Origin of the sequence: Sorangium aterium (genome assembly GCF_028368935.1) — a bacterium.
Lineage (GTDB): Bacteria > Myxococcota_A > Polyangia > Polyangiales > Polyangiaceae > Sorangium > Sorangium atrum.
The window spans coordinates 1709480-1725689 of record NZ_JAQNDK010000003.1; the positions used below are offsets into that span (position 1 = coordinate 1709480).

9 protein-coding genes are annotated in these 16210 nt (G+C 71.8%); 4 read left to right on the top strand and 5 right to left on the bottom strand.

Features of this window, described 5'->3' with window-relative positions; translation table 11 throughout:
* The first annotated feature begins 54 nt into the window (after nucleotides 1–54).
* Together POL72_RS30720 and POL72_RS30725 are read left to right on the top strand one after the other, a co-directional pair.
* Nucleotides 55–1614 (top strand): serine/threonine-protein kinase, encoded by a 1560-nt coding sequence (locus tag POL72_RS30720; RefSeq protein WP_272099766.1) that lies wholly within the window; start codon nucleotides 55–57, stop codon nucleotides 1612–1614.
* A gap of 45 nt (nucleotides 1615–1659) precedes the next feature.
* A complete protein-coding gene (locus POL72_RS30725) occupies nucleotides 1660–2535 on the top strand; it encodes a class I SAM-dependent methyltransferase (protein ID WP_272099768.1) in 876 nt (291 codons plus the stop codon).
* Between the two features lie 93 nt (nucleotides 2536–2628).
* On the opposite strand, the gene POL72_RS30730 is transcribed toward POL72_RS30725, so the two are convergent.
* The 4 genes from POL72_RS30730 to POL72_RS30745 form a co-directional block, all read right to left on the bottom strand.
* Nucleotides 2629–3738 (bottom strand): Lcl C-terminal domain-containing protein, encoded by a 1110-nt coding sequence (locus POL72_RS30730; protein ID WP_272099770.1) that lies wholly within the window; start codon nucleotides 3736–3738, stop codon nucleotides 2629–2631.
* 342 nt (nucleotides 3739–4080) lie between these two features.
* The gene (locus POL72_RS30735) at nucleotides 4081–5670 is read right to left on the bottom strand and encodes a pre-peptidase C-terminal domain-containing protein (RefSeq protein ID WP_272099772.1); all 1590 of its coding nucleotides are present in this window, start codon (nucleotides 5668–5670) and stop codon (nucleotides 4081–4083) included.
* A gap of 498 nt (nucleotides 5671–6168) precedes the next feature.
* A complete protein-coding gene (locus tag POL72_RS30740) occupies nucleotides 6169–7806 on the bottom strand; it encodes a GspE/PulE/PilB domain-containing protein (protein WP_272099774.1) in 1638 nt (545 codons plus the stop codon).
* A 302-nt stretch (nucleotides 7807–8108) separates the two neighbouring features.
* Nucleotides 8109–8408 carry an FtsB family cell division protein gene (locus POL72_RS30745; RefSeq protein ID WP_272099776.1) on the bottom strand — a complete coding sequence of 100 codons (300 nt, stop codon included), beginning with the start codon at nucleotides 8406–8408 and terminating at the stop codon, nucleotides 8109–8111.
* Nucleotides 8409–8717: 309 nt separating this feature from the next.
* Between POL72_RS30745 and POL72_RS30750 the strand changes: the two genes are divergently transcribed.
* A complete protein-coding gene (locus tag POL72_RS30750) occupies nucleotides 8718–14015 on the top strand; it encodes a protein kinase domain-containing protein (RefSeq protein WP_272099778.1) in 5298 nt (1765 codons plus the stop codon).
* A 94-nt stretch (nucleotides 14016–14109) separates the two neighbouring features.
* Here POL72_RS30750 and POL72_RS30755 read toward each other — a convergent pair whose 3' ends face one another.
* Nucleotides 14110–14979 (bottom strand): hypothetical protein, encoded by an 870-nt coding sequence (locus POL72_RS30755; protein WP_272099780.1) that lies wholly within the window; start codon nucleotides 14977–14979, stop codon nucleotides 14110–14112.
* Between POL72_RS30755 and POL72_RS51345 the strand changes: the two genes are divergently transcribed.
* On the top strand, nucleotides 14960–16192 hold the full coding sequence (locus tag POL72_RS51345; protein ID WP_272099782.1) for a Fic family protein: 1233 nt from the start codon (nucleotides 14960–14962) through the stop codon (nucleotides 16190–16192). The two genes, POL72_RS30755 and POL72_RS51345, sit on opposite strands and share 20 nt — an antisense overlap.
* The last annotated feature ends 18 nt before the right edge of the window (nucleotides 16193–16210 follow it).

Consider the following 16210-nt stretch of genomic DNA (forward strand, 5'->3'; position numbering starts at 1 on the left):
GAGAGCGCGCCATCGAGGGGGGTTGTTCTGGGGCGTTACGCCATTGGACCGCGGATGGCGCGCGGCGGGATGGGCGAGGTGTTTCGCGCGGTCGCGCTCGGGCCGGACGGCGAGGAGGTCCCGGTCGCCATCAAGCGAATCGTCCCGATGCACGCCGGCAGCGACGATCTCCGGCAGCTCTTCATCGCCGAGGCGAGCATGATGACCCGCCTCAAGCACCCCAACATCGATGAGGTGCTCGACTTCGGCGTCGACGAAGCGGGCGACTTCTACCTGGTGCTCGAGCTCGTGTCCGGAACGGATCTCGGGCGACTCTGCAAGGGGCTCTGGGCGCGCGGGGAGTCGGTGCCGGTGCCGATCGCGCTCTTCGTCGCCGCCCAGGTGCTCGAGGGGCTGGGCTACGCGCACGAGCGCTCGGCCGCCGAGGGGCGGCTGATGGTGCACCGCGACGTGAGCCCTGGAAACGTGCTCATCTCGCTGAGCGGCGTCGTGAAGATCGCGGACTTCGGCGTGGCGATCGCCACGCGGGGCGAGGTGGGGGACGCCGCCAGGCGCGACCTGGTCGGGAAGCCGAGCTACATGCCGCCCGAGCAGTTCGATGGCGAGCGCGTCGACGCGCGCGCCGACGTGTTCGCCCTCGGGGTGGTCCTCTTCCAGATGCTCACCGGCACGCGGCCCTTCCCCGGGAGCAGCGCCGCCTCGCGGATGGCGGCGGCGCGCGAGGGGCAGATGCTGCGGGCGAGCGAGCGGCGCCCGGAGGTGAGCCCCGCGCTGGAGGCGATCCTCGCGCGCGCGCTCGCGCCGCGCCGGGACGACCGCTTCCCCGACGCGCGCGCGATGCTGGAGGCGATCGAGGCGCTGCGCGAGGCAGGCCACGAGATCGGCACGCCGGAGGACCTCGGGGCGCTCGTGAGCGCGGCGCTGAAGGAGTCGCCGGAGTCGCGTCCGCCGGGCCCCCACACGCCCGAGCTCCCCGAGGACGAGGACGACCTGGAGGGGGGCGAGCTGACGCGCGCCGACGCGGACAGCCCCTTCACGCTGCGCGCGACGCGGCGCCCCGGCGCACCGTCGCAGGTGCTCGGCGGCGAGGCCGAGGCGCTCGATGGCATCGACGCGGCGCTCCCGGCGCCGTCGAGCGCCCCGGTGAGCGGCGGGTTCCACGTCGTGGCGCCGGCGTCCGGCGACGACGGCTCGCTCGATCCGCTCCTGGCCTCGAGCCTGAGGGGGGCGGTCTCCCTGGCGCCGAGGCCGCGCGACGAGGCGCGGCCTCCGTCCTCGGCGCCGGGCGCGGTCCTCCCGCCGGCCGGGGCGACGCGGCAGCGCCTGCTCGCGGGGGCGATCGCCTGCGCCGCGCTGGCGGGGATCGCGATCGCCAGCGTGCGCGTCGGCCGCGGCGGACCGAGCGCAGCCTCCCCCGCAGCCGTGCACCGCGTCGTTCGGGCAGTGCAGCCGCAGATCGCCGCCGCCGTGCAGGCCGCGCTGTTGCCCCTGCGAAGAGCTCCTTCCCCTGCGAGCCGCGCCGAGGGCGCTGCGCCGGCCGCGGGCTCCACCGCGGACGCTGCGCCGACCGCGGTCTCCGGCCCCGCCGCTGCGCCGGCCACGGACACCCCGTGAGCGGCCTCGCTTGCGGCGCTCGGTCCGCTCGGTTAGCAGCGCGGCATGCGACGCCCTCACGTCCTCCTTGCCCTCGCCCTGACCGCGCTCGCCGGCTGTAGCGCCTCGCCGCCCGCAGCTCCGCCTCCGACGGCTGCGCCTCCGGCTCAGCCCGACGCGCCGCCCGCTGCGGCGGCCCCCGCCCCAGGCGACGCGGCCGCCTCGACGCCGCCGCCGGCCACCTCGGTCGACGTGCCCGCTGCCCTGCGCGCCGTCGTCGACGCCGCCGATCGCGCGGACGCCGACCGGGCGCTCGATGCCGGCCGTAAGCCTGCGGAGATGCTCGCATTCTTCGGCATCCAGCCGGGGATGAAGGTCGCGGAGCTCGCGGCGGGGGGCGGCTACTCGGCCGAGCTCCTGGCTCGGGCGGTCGGGCCGGGAGGGGTCGTCTATGCGCAGAACAACCGCTTCGTCCTCGAGCGCTTCGCCGAGAAGCCGTGGAGCGAGCGGCTCAAGAAGCCCGTGATGAAGCCGGTGGTCCGGGTCGATCGCGAGCTCGACGACCCGTTGCCGCCCGAGGCGCGCGATCTCGACGCCGTGTTCCTCGTGCTCTTCTACCACGACACGGTGTGGATGGAGGCGGACCGGGCCGCGATGAACCGCGCGGTCTTCCGCGCGCTCAAGCCCGGCGGTGTGTTCGCGATCGTCGATCATGCGGGGCGCGCCGGGACAGGCGTGACCGAGGTGAAGACGCTCCACCGCATCGAGGAGAAGATCGTGCGCGAGGAGATCGAGCGGGCCGGCTTCCGTCTCGCGGCCGAGGCGACCTTCCTCCGGAGCGCCGCGGACACGCGCGACTGGAACGCCTCGCCCATGGTGGCGGGCGAAAAGCGGGGCACGAGCGATCGCTTCGTCCTGAAGTTCGTCAAGCCCGGAGGCTGAGCCGCCGCAGCGGCCTGGGCTCATCGCTGGCAGCGGGTGGCGGCGGCGCACGCCATCCGCCGCCTCCGCCGCCCCACGGGGCGAGGGCGGCGCTCACCCGTCGGAGCGAACGCAGCGCGCGAGCCGCCGATCGCGGACCGTGTGGTCCTGCGATGCGCCGTTCGTGAAGTTGACGAGGACGGCCTTCTCCGCGCTGCCGATGGCGGGCGTCGACGACCAGAAGACGTCCGACGGCGTCCCCGGGAAGGCCTCCAGGTCGATCGCCGGCCCGGACAGCCGATCATCGACGATCGAGAGCAGCTCCTTCGCGCTCGGCAGCCGCCAGTCGCTCTTCGCGGCGAGGTCGAGCCCTTCGCAGTGCGCGAGCGCGTCGCTCCAGATGAACCGGGTCTGGGAGGCGTGGCGCTGCCAGACGAGCCCCGTCGAGCGATCGAGCACCCAGTCCTCGCCGGGCGAGAGATCGGCCGGCGCGATCCCCTTCACGCCTCCGACGCACAGCGCCCGCGCGCCGGCCGTGTCGTCCTTCGGGAAGAAGCCGAGGGACGCATCGCTGGCCAGCACGCCCCAGGCGAACGACGTGTCTGCGGCGACGTCGGTCGCGGACCAGTAGAAGCTGTCCTGGCTGGACGTGAAGAAGATATCGGGAAACGCCGTGATATGGCCGAAATCCAGGATGGAGACGAGCTCGATCCGCGTCGGCACGCGCCAGTCCGAGAGGCCGCCGATCCCCTGGGCGCTGAGCGCCGCGCAGTGCTCCTGCGCGCCGACCAGCGTGAACATCGCGTTCTCCGCCACCTTTTCCCAGGTGAGCCCGGTCACCGAGTCTTTCACCGCGCCGTTGGCTTCTGTGTAGGAGGGAACGGCGATCTCGTAGTTCCCGTCCTGTCCGAAGAAGGGCGCCGAGGGTCCTGGGCACTCCTCCAGCACGGTCGTCCCGTTCGAGCACCGCGTCGTCGGCGAGTCCGGCCATGTCACCGGCACGGGCGGCGGCCCTCCGCCGGTCCCTCCCCCGGCGCCCCCGCCGCCGATCGGCTCGCTGCCGCCGCCGCCGATCGGCTCGCTGCCGCCACCGCCGGTCGAGCCCACGGTGCCGGTGCCGACCTGAAAGGGCTCTCCGATGCATCCGGCGAGCGTGACGGACTCCACGAGCAACGCGGCCAACAGCCAGGTGAAGCGAAGGGCGTGAGGGGTCTCGTTGGGCATGGGCAAGCGGCGGCGCCTGGAAAGGATCCGGGCCAGCAGCCTATCATTCACCGGGGCACGGGGGTCGACTTCCTCGCAGGCGCCTCGCGCGGCAGGCTCGCGTCGTTGCCCCCCGCCGGCCGCCCGCCGCTTCGTTCCCCCCGCGCCCGCGTCGACGGCGTTCGCGCCGCCCGCGCGGGTCGGCCGGCCCGTGAGAGGCGAAGCGAGCATGATGGAAGAACGACGCGCAGCGGAGAGTGGGGTTGAGCCCCTGCACCTCGGTGCCTCTCCGCCGCGTCGATTTCTTCTACGCAGGTCGCGTCTGGCGCCCTTTCCACCTTTGCGGACAGAGGGGCCGTCGCGTCACGGCGTCGTGTAATCGACCTTCACCGTGTACGTGCTCTCCGCATATCCCTGCACGAGGAGGAAGGCCTCCGACTGCCCTTCCGGGACCGTCAGCTCGCACGTCTCGTCCGCCCCGTCGAGGTAAGGCCGGCAGTCGAAGGCGCTCAGCGTGGGCTGCTCCCCGAACCGCACGTAGAGATCGGGATCTCCGGTACCGCTCATCACGGCCCGGAAGGTCGTGCCAGGGACCACCGAGATCGGCCCATGGGACGCCGTCTCGCGCCGCGAGACGCTGCCCTCGAAGCTCGTCGAGGTCTCGGTGCCGCCCGCGGTGCCGCCGCCTCCGGGCTCGCCTCCGGGCGCCTTCGGCGCGGAGTAGCGCACGTCGATGTCGTAGGTCGAGGCCGTGAAGCCGTTCACCTTGACGAAGGCCCTCGTCTTGCCCGCGGGCACATCGAGCGTGCATGTCTCGTTGGCGTCGCTGAGGTAAGGCCGGCAATCGAACGATCTCGCCGTCGGCGCGTCGCCGAACTTCACGAAGAGATCGGGGTCTCCGGTCCCGGTCATGACGACGGTGAGGGTCGTCCCGGGCACGACCTCGAACCCCTCGGCGGGCCCGACCGTCTCGAAGGCTCCCCGGGCGAGGCGCCCGCTGAAGTGCTCGGTGGTCGGCTCCCCGGTCGGCTCCCCGGTCGGCTCTCCGCCGCCTCCACCACCTCCGCCGCCTCCACCACCTCCGCCGCCTCCACCACCTCCGCCGCCTCCGCTCGGCGTGCCGTAGAGCGATTGGACGCCCGCGATGTCCTTCTCCGTGAGGACGAGCGTGCTGTCGCCGGTGCCGTTGCACTGGGGATAGTGCATGACGGACGCGCCATCGTACTCGGTGAGGGCACGCCAGTTGTCGTCCTCGAAGCAGGTGCCCGACTCAGGACGGGTGTGCTCGTGACGGAAGCCAAGGGTGTGCCCTAGCTCGTGGCGGAGAATGCCCGTGAGCGTGGGCCGCGTGCTGTCGAAAGCGTTCCCGTCGATCAGCACGTTCCGCGAGTACCTCGACTGGCCGGGGAAGAAGGCGCGCGCCAGGTACTGACCGCCGGTGTTGACGGGGTTCACGTCGAACAGGACCTGGCTGGTGCTCGATGTGCAGTTCGCGTCGGCCGATTCGACATGGATGAAGTCGACGTCCGTGACGTCCTCCCAGGCCTTGACGGCATCCGCCATCGCCGTCACGACCGCCCCGTACTTGTCCCCGAATCTCTTGCTCACGCAGTAGGAGAGGTTGTGCCGCTGCTCCGCCGTCCAGATGACGTCTTCCCCCCCTTCCTGGTTGACGATCAGCGCACCATCGCGCACATGCGCCTCCCAGAACTCGCGCAGATGCTTGATATCTACGACCGGCGTGTCCCCGTTAACAATGTAGATGCCAGTGTCAGGCTCGCGGAACACCGTCCGCTCGAACCGCTCAAATCCCAGCTGATTCGTGCCGACTTCCTCGGTGTCGGCGCCACCGACGTCTGCCGAGCAACCGGCCGCGGCGGCGGTCAAACCAGCGATCACCAAAACGAGCTTACGGGCGATCACATTGCTCTCGTGCGGCTTTGCAGGATGCATTTGGAGCTCCTTTCGGGGGAGGCGAATCACGCTGTCCACGCGAACTCGATGAGACCCAAATGCCTTAACCCGATTTGACCCTCAGTCGGATAGCCAAATCTGACCGCCGTTCATAAAAAGGGTTCAGGATTGTAAAAAATTTCGAAGAGAGCGGATACGGTTCCCTTGTCACGGGAAAATTCCTGTCACACGCGAAGTGAACAGATCACGTCGGACAGATACACTGGAAAACAACACATCTTGAGCTCGGGCAATGCGTACTTGCATCGCAGCGGCATCAGGATCCTCCTGCCTTCGTTGCGTCGATGAAAGGCGCGGAACGCACGCATGCAACGCGACGGCTGCGGCGCGGCGCGTGCGGGCGCAGCTGCGAGCGCCGTGGCAGCCGACGACGCGCGGATGCCTCCGCGGACGCCGAGCGCGGCGCGATCGTTCAGGCTGGCGTCGGAACAGTCGGAACAGCGCGCAGCGCTCGTCGCGCGGGATGACGGCGGGCGTTCACCCGCGCGCTGACAGGATCCGGCTGAACGCCTCGCCGACGGCGCGCGCGAGCTCGACCATCCGGCGCGAGCCGCTCGAGGTGTCGAGGATCCGATCGGCGACCAGGATCATCGCGGGCCGGCCGACGACCTGCACGGCGACGGCGGCGACGTCGAGGCTCGGGTTGACCATGACGTCGAGCAGCGGCGCGTGGGTGGGGGTGCCGGGGATCGGGCCGACGTAGAGGTGGGTCGCCACGGCCGTGGCGAGCACGCTCGGCTGATCCATCGGGAGGGAGAGCTTGCGCAGCGCCTCCTGGTCGCCGAACTCCGCGTTGCACGCGAACCCGCGAAAGACCCCGCGGTGCGCGGCGAAGATGGCGACACGCCCGGCGAACAGCCGCAGTCCCCGGAGCGCGAGCCGGATGACGTCGTCGCGCGTGCGCGCGAGGTACAGCGCGTCGATGACGTCGCTCAGATCGACGAAGGGCTGCGGCGGCGGATCGTCGTCGAGGGGATCGGCGCGCTCCGGCTCGGGCGCCGGAGGCAGCGCCGGGAGCCGCCCGGAGTGCCGGCTCGACGGCGGCGCGGCGCTCTCCGGGCGAGCCCTGCCGCTGCCCGGCGCCGGGGCCTCTGCAGTGGCGGAGCGGCGGCGCGAGAGCGGCGCGAGGCCGGAGGGCGCGTCGAGCGGCAGCCGGCCGAGGCGCCGCGTCGAGGGGGCCGGCTCCCGCCCGGCGCTGTCCGGCGCGCGGTCGGGGCCAGGCGAGGCCTGGGGCATGATCGAGGCGAGCAGCTTGAAGGGCGGCGAGATCTCCACGGGCGGAGGCGGCGGAAAGGAGACGGCGGGCGGCTCCACCGCCGGCGCGCGCAGGGCCGCCTGACGCCCGGTCGCCCTCCCGCCCGCGCCGCGTTCGGCGTCCGCCGGGCGGCGAGCGCTCGAGGGAGAGCCGCGCGCGCCGGGGGCCGCCTTGGAGTGGCGGAGCGGCAGGATCGCGTCCTCGTGCGCCGCAGGCGTGTCCGCGCGCTGAGCGTGACCGTTGCGCGCCGCTCCGCGGTGGCCGTGCTTGCCGCTCGGCGCCTCGACGAGGCCCGCCTCGTCGAACGAGGGCACCGAGGCGCGACGGATCAGCGGGATGGGCACCTCGGACGACGGCGGCGGCGGGATGGTCGACTGGGGCGCGCCGTGCGGAAACGCCGGGGTCGCGCGCCGCGCGCGGGAGGGGACCTGCTCCCGCTCGTCGAGATCGAGGGCGCGGATGGCCTCCTCGACCGCCGTGATCGGCGCGCGGACGATGCGCACCGGCGCGCCGAGGTGGAAGCTGAACTCGTCGGCGATGTGGCGATCGAGCGGATCGGCCGCCGCGACGTCGATGGTGCCGACGCCGGGATCGATGCGGATCGGGACGGCGCCGAGGCGGCGGCACATGGCGCGCGGCAAGCGCGCGACGAGCTCTCGCGCGCCGACGACCTGCCGGAGCGCGAGGCCGCCGTGGCGATCGAGCTCCTCCTCGAGGGCGCGCTCGCTGATGGCGGCGCGGTCGATGAGGGCGCGAGGGAACGGGATGCCCCGCAGGACCGCCACGAAGAGGGCGGCTTCGACCTCAGCCTTGGAGACGGCGCCGGCGGCGATGAGGAGGCGGCCCAGGTCTAGCGACACTCGCTGCACAATACCAGAAAGGACGCTGCCAGCGTGCAGCGCCCCGCATCCGGTCACGACGGACGCTGCGCCTTCCGGACGGGCGGCAGGAGGGCAGCGGGCGCGTTCCCTCGCCAGCGCAGGCGGCGGGGTGGCGCGCTGGGCGAGCGAGCAGGCCAGGCGAGCTCATGCGCTCACACCGAGCCCCGGCTCACGTCCTGGCGTGGAGCGCTGGCTCACGCCCTCACGTCGAGCGTTTCCGCGGCGGAGCCCTGTGGCCGATACAACAACAGGCCTGGGAAGGGCCGAGAGACCTCGAGTCCTCAGCGGGAGAACTGAAAGACCACCTCGCTCTGCCGCACGAGACCCAGGTTGTCGCGCGCGATCCTCTCCACGGCGGTCGGGTCGTCGCGCAGGCGCGCCACCTTGCCGCGGAGGGCCTCGATTTGCCGCCCGAGGTCGGCATTCTCCTCCTCGACGTCGGCGAGCTCTCTCTCGAGCTCCCGCAGGCGGGGCAGCCCCTGCGGCGAGAAGATCATGATCGGTGCGCCCACGACGGCGACGATGAGCACCGCGATGGGGAGGGTCCGCTCCAGGAACTGCGCTATTCGACGCACAGGCATCCGCTCGCACGTCCTCCGCGCTCCTGTCAACTTTCCTCCAGGGTTCCTGCAACTCCGCGTTACCTTTACCCGGACTCTCGGCGGGCAGGCGCGGTGAGCACGACCCCGCGCGCCACGTCGATCCACGTCGATTGCGCCCACGTCGAGCGCCGCCGTCGCGCCGCGCGCCGCGGAAGCGCCCTGCAAAACAGGCGATCGTCGGATGTCGCATGGAGCCCCAAGCTTCGCTAGCATGCCCCACGTCCCCCGCCGTCCGGTAGGTCCGCTGCGCGCGCAACGCCGGCACGATGGCTCGGCCCGAGGAGTCCCATGTCCATTGATATCGTTCGAGGCGAGCTCGAGCGCCTCTTTTCGCTCGATGAAATGATGGCCCTGTCGTCCGACCTCCTCGGCTTCAACCCGGCCGAGATCGGGGGCAGCGCCTCCAAGGCCTCCTTCGCGCGCGCCCTCACGGATCATTGCGTGGAGCTCGACGCCATCGATGCGTTGATCGATGCCGTCATCGCCTCACGCGCAGAGGTCGACGCGCGCGTCCGCGCCCTCGGCGCTCATGGGCTCGGCCTGCCGGAAGAGATCGGGCCCGGCGAGGCGTTCGGCGACTACATCGTCACGAGAAAAATCGGCGAGGGCCCCCGGGGCCTCGTCTACGCGGCGACCCGGGGGACCGAGCCGCGGACGCTCAAGGTGCTCCGGCGCGAGGCGACCCGGGACAGCCGGGCGGTGCGCAGGTACCTCACCCACGTCCGCCTGGCCGCGCAGGTGCACCACGAGAACCTGGCGAGCGGCGTCGACGCGGGGATCGTGGGCGGCCGGGCGTTCGTGGCGTACGCGCACGTCGACGGGCTGCCGCTCTCGGCGCGCCTCGCGCGCTCGGGGCCGCTCCACATCAACGAGGCGAAGCCGCTGCTCCGAGGGATCCTCGGCGGCCTCGCCGCGCTCCACGAGCAGCGCCTCGTCCACGGCGCGCTCAAGCTCGAGAACGTCGTCGTGGCCCGCGGCGAGGACGGGGAGCCGCTCCCGGTCCTCGTCGACGTCGGCGGCGACCGGCTCGGCGCCGGGTGGTCCAGCCCGGAGCTCGTCGAGGCGGCCAGCCCCGAGCAGCTGCGCGGCGAGAGCGTCGGCCCCGCGAGCGATCTCTACGCCTTCGGCGCGCTGCTCTTCGAGCTCCTCACGGGCAAGCCCGTGTTCTCGGGCGCCGCCGCGGTCGACATCGCCGTCGCGCACCTCATCGAGCCGCCGCCGCCGCCGAGCGCTGTCGCGCCGCGCGGCTGGGTGGGCAAGGACGTCGACGAGCTCTCGGGCCGCCTGCTCGCGAAGGCGCAGGACGCCCGGCCGAGGGGGACGCGCGCGGTGCTCGACGCGATCGAGCCGCTCGGCAAGCCGCAGCAGAAGGAGGCGGCGATCGAGGGCGCGCAGCTGAACGACCTCATCGATCGGCTCGTCGCGAGCCCGATGGACACGGAGCTCGCGCTCGCCGTCGAGGCGGCCGTCGATCGGGGAGCGGACCCGGGGCGCGTGGCCGAGGCGCTCGTGATGGCCTCGGAGCAGATCGACGCGGGCTCGGCGCCCGGCCAGGGCGATGACCAGGCGGCCGCTGCGAAGAAGCTCCTGCACTTCCGGGCGGCCAGGATCTACGAGAAGGGGCGGCTGCACGACAAGGCGGAGGCGGTCTACCTGCGCCTGCTCGAGCTCGCCCCGGGCGACGACATCGCCTTCAGCGCGCTCGAGGAGCTCCGCAAGGCGCTCGGCAAGCACGAGGAGCTCGTGGAGATGCTCCTCCAGCGGAGCGAGCGCGCCGAGACCGCCGGCGAGCGCGCCCGGGCGCTCAACGAGATCGGGCACCTCTACGTGCGGGAGCTCGACGACAAGGACCAGGGGGTGTTCGCCTTCGCCCAGGCGCTCGCGCAGGATCCGGAGCAGGACGCCTACGCCGTCGACCTGGAGCGCGCGGCCGGCAACGACATGAAGATCTGGTCCGAGGCGCTCCAGATCCTGAGCCAGGCGAGCACCGACGAGGCGATGCCGGCCGAGGCGAAGCTCGCGCTCTTCAACCGGCTCGGGCCCTGGTATGCGGAGAAGGTCGCGCGGGCGGACCTCGGGATCCCGTGCTTCCAGTTCGTGCTCGGGCTCGACCCCGCGAACGAGGAGGCGCTGGAGGGGCTCTCGCAGGTCTACCGCCGCGCCCAGCAGTGGCAGGAGCTCGTCCAGGTGCTGCTCTCGCGGGCCGACCGCGCCGCGACGCCGGGGGAGGCGCGCGACCTCCGCGCCGCGGCGGCCGAGCTCCTGGAGACGAAGCTGAGCGACGCGGGCCGCGCGCGCGACCTGTACGAGCAGATCTTCGCCGAGGATCCGGGGCACACGAGGACGTGCGAGGCGCTGCTCAGGATCTACCGGCGCGCCGAGGATCACGCGGGCTACGCCAAGATCCTCGAGCGGCGCGCGGAGGCGCAGCGGGGCGAGGAGCGCGTCGACACGATCTGCAAGCTCGCCGAGCTCTACGAGGACCGGCTCGGGGACCTGGGCGAGGCGACGCGCCGCTACGAGGCGGCGCTCGAGCTCGATCCGGCCAGCCTGACGGCCCTGCGCGGGCTCGATCGCATCCACAGCCGCGCCGGCAGCTACGCGGCGCTCCTCCAGAACCTGGCGCGCCAGATCGACGTCAGCGCGACGCCGCGCCAGAAGATCAACCTCTACGAGCGGATCGCCGGCATCCACGACGAGGAGTTCCTCGACCACGCGAAGGCGGCCGAGGCCCTCGAGGCGATCCTCGGGATCGACAGCGCGCACGAGGGCTCGCTCGCCGCGCTCGGGCGGCACTACCGCGCCCTCGAGCGCTGGGAGGACGTGGTGTCGCTCTACGAGCGGCAGCTCGGCATCGTGTCCGACGACAGGCGCCGGGAGGAGCTGCTGCTCGCGATGGGGCGCGTGCTCCTCGAGCAGATCGGCTCGCCCGAGCGCGCCCGCAAGGCCTACGAGCGGGTGCTCGCGATCGATCCCCACCACGCGGGGGCCCTGGAGTCGCTCGCGCACGTGCGGGCCGCGACGGGCGACGCCGCGGCGGCGCTGAGCGCGATCGAGTCGCTCGCGGCGACGGCGAAGACCGCGGAGAGCAGGGCCGATCTCTGGATCCGCGCGGCGAAGATGCTCGAGGAGAAGGGCGATCGGGACGGGGCGATCGAGCGCTACAAGATGGCCCTCGACGCGCAGCCGCAGAACGCGGGCGCGTCCTCGGCGCTGCGCGCGGCTTACCTCGCCCGGGGCGACGCGACGAGCGCCGTCGAGCTCATCGCGCGCGAGGCCGAGGCCGCGGAGGGCAACCTCGCCAAGGGCCGCCTGTACGGCGAGATGGCCCTGCTGCTCCGGGAGCGCCTCAAGGACGACGGGCGCGCGGCGGAGGCCGCGACGAGGGCGGTCGACCTCGATCCGACGTGCGTGCCCGGGCTCATGATCTCGGGCGATCTCGCGTTCGAGGCGGGCCGCTTCCTCGAGGCGGCGCGGCACTACGAGCTCCTGGCGAGCCGGGTCGACGTCCTGCCGAAGGAGCAGGGGCTCAAGCTGCTCCTCCGCTACGTCGACGCGCTCGGCAAGAGCGGCTCGAGCGGCAAGGCGATCGGCACGGTGAAGGCGCTGCTCGCGCTCGCGCCGGACGACCCGGCCGCGCTCGCGCGGGCCGCCAGGGTCAACCTCGACGCGGGCAGGGCCAAGGAGGCCGCGGAGCTCTACGGCCGCCTCGTGGACCGCTTCGGCGCCGGCCTGCCGGAGCGCGACCGGGCGGAGGCGCTCCTCGGGCTCGGCGAGGCGAGGCTCGCGGCCGGCGATCCGGACGGCGCGGTGGCCGCGCTGAACGGCGCCGCCGATCTCCTCCCGGAGTCCCCTGCCCCGCTCGCCCTGCTCTCCAAAGTGTTCGAGGCCAAGGGGGACTGGGAGGAGGTCGTGCGCCTCAAGCACCGGCGGCTCGACGTGGTGACCGGCGAGGAGCGGAGCGCGCTCCTGCTCGAGATCGGCGACCTGCTCGCGGCGCACCTCCACGACCGGGCGCGCGCCGCGAAGAGCTACGTGGCCGCGCTGGACGAGCGCCCGGACGACCGGAAGATCCTCACCAAGCTGATGCAGCTCTACAGCGAGGAGAAGGACTGGTCGAAGCTCGTCGACATCGTCCTCAAGCTCGCCGCCAAGATCGACGACAGCCGGCAGAAGGCGAAGTACCTGCACACGGCGGCGATCGTGAGCGCGCGGCAGCTCGGCGATCTCGACCGCGCCGCCGCGTTCTACGACGAGGTGCTGGCGCTCGACCCGTCGCTCACCCGGGCGCTCGCGGAGGCGATCGAGCTCCGCGGCGAGAAGGGCGACCACGAGGAGGTGGAGCGCCTGCTCAAGGTCGAGCTCGACAGGGCGACCGAGGAGAACGACACGGCGAAGATGCTCGAGACGTTCGACCGGCTGGGCGCCCTCTACAAGGACAAGCTCGGCTGGGCGAGCGAGGCGATCGACGCCTACGAGGCAGCGCAGACGCTCGATCCCGACAGCGAGGAGCGGAACGAGCTCCTTGTGAACCTCTACGCCAGCAACCCGGCGGAGTACCTGGACAAGGCGGTGGCCGCGCAGGCCCCGATCCTGCGGCGCAACCCGTACAAGCCGGACGCGTACCGGCTGCTCCGGAAGATGTACACAGAGGCGAAGCGCGCCGACGCGGCCTTCTGTCTGTGCCAGGTGCTCTGCTGCCTGAGCGCCGCCGAGCCGGACGAGGAGCGCTTCTTCCGGCGCCTTCGCCCCGACACGGCCGCGGCGGCGCAGCAGCCGCTCGACGACGACGCGTGGGCGACCGCGCTCGTCCACCCCGACGCGGATCCGCTCCTGACCGCGGTCTTCGGCGTCATCGAGCCGGCCGTGCTCAGGAAGAACGGGCGGCCGCTGGAGGAGCTCGGTTACCAGCTCGCCTACCAGCTCGATCTCTCGCGTCACCCCTACCCGATGTCGCAGACGCTCTACTACGCGGCGGGCGTCCTGGGGCTCTCGCCGCCGCTCACGTTCCAGGATCCGAACGACGGCGGCGGCGTCTCGTTCCTCCACGCGCACGTCCCGGCGATCGTGCTCGGCGCCGCGGCGCTCCAGATGGACCTGCCCACGCAGGCCGCCGCGTTCATCGCGGCCCGCCACCTCACTTATTACCGCCCGGGCATGTACCTCCGGCACCTGGTGCCGACGGGCACCGGCCTGCGCGCCTGGCTGTTCGCGGCGATCAAGCTGATCTCGCCCACGTTCCCGATCACGAAGGAGCTGGAGGGGCCCGTGATGGACGACCTGGCCGTCCTGGAGCCCATCCTCGTCGGGCCGGCGCGCGATCAGCTCGCGAGCGCCGTGACGAAGCTGCTCCAGGCCGGCGCCATCGACCTGAAGCGCTGGGTGTCCGGCGTCGACCTGACGGCCGACCGCGCGGGGTTCCTCCTCGCCAACGACCTCGAGCTGGCGCAGGAGATGATCAAGGCGACCGACGAGGCGAGCGCCGCCCTGCCCCACAAGGAGAGGCTCAAGGAGCTCACGCTCTACGCGGCCAGCGAGGAGTACTTCGCCATCCGGCAGCGGCTCGGCATCAACATCGACAGCTGAGGACCGTCCCAGGCCGCGGAGCGCTGGCGCCCGGCCTCGATCTACGCCTGCCGGGACCGCCGCCGGCGGAATCTGGCAGGCCGGGTCAACTGGATCATCGACGATCCAGCTGCGGGATGTCGCTTCCTGCCCACTTCCGCACCGGACTGGTTGACGGATAAATCCTCAAATTGCTAGGCTGCTGGCCGGCATTAGGCCCTTTTCGATCGTATGTTAGCTCGCCGCAGCGTGGCAGCGGGCAGCCTGAGCGATTGTGTGAAAGCACGCCCATGGCGGCAAAGAAGACCCGAAAAACTTCGAAAAAAGACCGGAAGAGAGCGACCAAGGCCAGCGCGGCAAGCTCGAGGCGAGCAACCTCGACAGCGCGGACACGGAAGGCGAAGCCTGCCGCCCGCTCCGCCGCGCGCAAGCCGAAGCGGAAGGCCGCATCCTCTCGTCCTGCTGCGCGACGCACCGCTGCTGTGAAGGCGGCAAAGCGGCGGAAAACCACGACAAAACGGGCGACCACCCGCAAGTCGGCTGCCCCGGCGCGGCGCAAGGCGGCGCGCACGACCCGTACGGGCGCGAGGAAGAAAGCGGCGGTCGGGAGGGCGAAGAAGGCCACCCGCGCGGCCGCGAAGCGAACGAGCGCGTCGAAGGCGAAGAAGGCCGCGGCCAGGACGAAGGCCAGGTCGACGCGCACCGCCGCCAAGCTCAGGACGACCAAGGCCAGGGCGAAGGCCAGGGCGACGAAGGTCAAGGCGAGGGCGGCGAAGGCCAGGGCGACGCGGGCGAAGACGGCGAGGGCCAAGGCCACGAAGGCCAGGGTGACCCGCGCCAGGGTCGCAAAGCCGAGGGCCGCGAAGGTCAGGGCCGCGAAGACCAGGGCGGTCGCCGGGCGGGCGCGGAAAGCGAAGGCCGCGAAGACGAAGGCCGCGCGGGTCAAGGCCACGAAGCCGAGGCTCGTGCGGGTCAAGGCCGCCAAGCCGAGGCTCGTGCGGGTCAAGGCCGCCAAGCCGAGGCTCGTGCGGGTCAAGGCCACGAAGCCGAGGCTCGTCAGGAGAAAGGTCGCGGCGCGCTCCGAGCGGGCGCTCGCGGCGCCGGCGGCGGAGCCGACGAAGCTCCGCAAGAAGCTGAAGCTGAGGCTCGACGATCAGCCGAAGCTCAAGGAGAAGCCGAAGCTCAAGGAGAAGCTGAAGCTCAAGGACGTCGCGGAGCAGGCCGCGCCGAGCGAGGTCGAGCGACCGCGCCGGGCGAGCGACAGACCGTCACGCACGAGCGACAAGCCGGTCGCCGACAAGAAGAGCGCGCGGCCTGGCGGGGCGAAGGGGAAGAGCGCAGGGGCGTCGATCGAGCGCCGTCCGGGTCGCGCCCCGCTCCGGGAGGCGCCGCGGGTGGTCACCCTGCCGCTGCCGATGCTGCCGCCGCCTCGGCGAGCCACCATCGAGGAGCGCAGCGCGATCATCGAGCAGCGGTTGAACGCGCAGTCGGAGGACTTCCGGCGGCGCTACATCGACAGCCTCGATATGTCGTGGATTTACCACGACAGCGCGCTCGAAGGGGTTGTCTACACGTTCGACGAGCTGCGCGCGGCCCTCGCCGGCCCGGCGCCGCTCGTCACGGACTCGAGCCTTCAGCCGACGTACGATGACATCCGGCGGCACAAGGAGGCCATCGCGTACGTGCGCGAGCAGGGCGAGAACAAGCGGGCCCCGCTCACGCTCGACTGCATGAAGAAGCTGTACCTGATCCTCCATCCGGAGGAGGGGGATCTCAAGACGGTCAAATACCGCAAGGACATCCCCCAGCATCGGCTCTACTTCCACGAGTACGCTCCGCCGGACAAGATCGCCTACAAGGTGCGTCAGATCATCGACTGGCTGAACGACCCCGAGACGCGGAAGACGCGGAACGGCATCCGGATCGCCGCGCGCGCGCACTACGATCTGCTGCGGGTCTATCCGTTCCCGAACGACAGCGGCAAGGTCGCGAGGCTGTTCATGAACATGCTGCTGCTCCGCACGGGCCTGCCTCCGTCGATCATCCACTCGACCGAGCGGCAGCGCTACTACGAGGCGCTGAAGGGCTCGGCGACGACGGTGCTGCAGATGGTGCAGGAGTCGGTGGAAAACGCGCTCGCGAGCGTCGAGAAGCTCCTCGATGAGCATGAGACGCGGAAGCGCGCCTTCGTCAGCTGAGACGGCAGAGGGCGGTCG

Bases quoted from the DNA above. Each gene is read 5' to 3' on its own strand.
- POL72_RS30720 (WP_272099766.1), top strand. From the start codon at position 55: ATGGCGCGCGGCGGGATGGGCGAGGTGTTTCGCGCGGTCGCGCTCGGG.
- POL72_RS30725 (WP_272099768.1), top strand. From the start codon at position 1,660: ATGCGACGCCCTCACGTCCTCCTTGCCCTCGCCCTGACCGCGCTCGCC.
- POL72_RS30730 (WP_272099770.1), bottom strand. From the start codon at position 3,738: ATGCCCAACGAGACCCCTCACGCCCTTCGCTTCACCTGGCTGTTGGCC.
- POL72_RS30735 (WP_272099772.1), bottom strand. From the start codon at position 5,670: ATGCATCCTGCAAAGCCGCACGAGAGCAATGTGATCGCCCGTAAGCTC.
- POL72_RS30745 (WP_272099776.1), bottom strand. From the start codon at position 8,408: ATGCCTGTGCGTCGAATAGCGCAGTTCCTGGAGCGGACCCTCCCCATC.
- POL72_RS30750 (WP_272099778.1), top strand. From the start codon at position 8,718: ATGTCCATTGATATCGTTCGAGGCGAGCTCGAGCGCCTCTTTTCGCTC.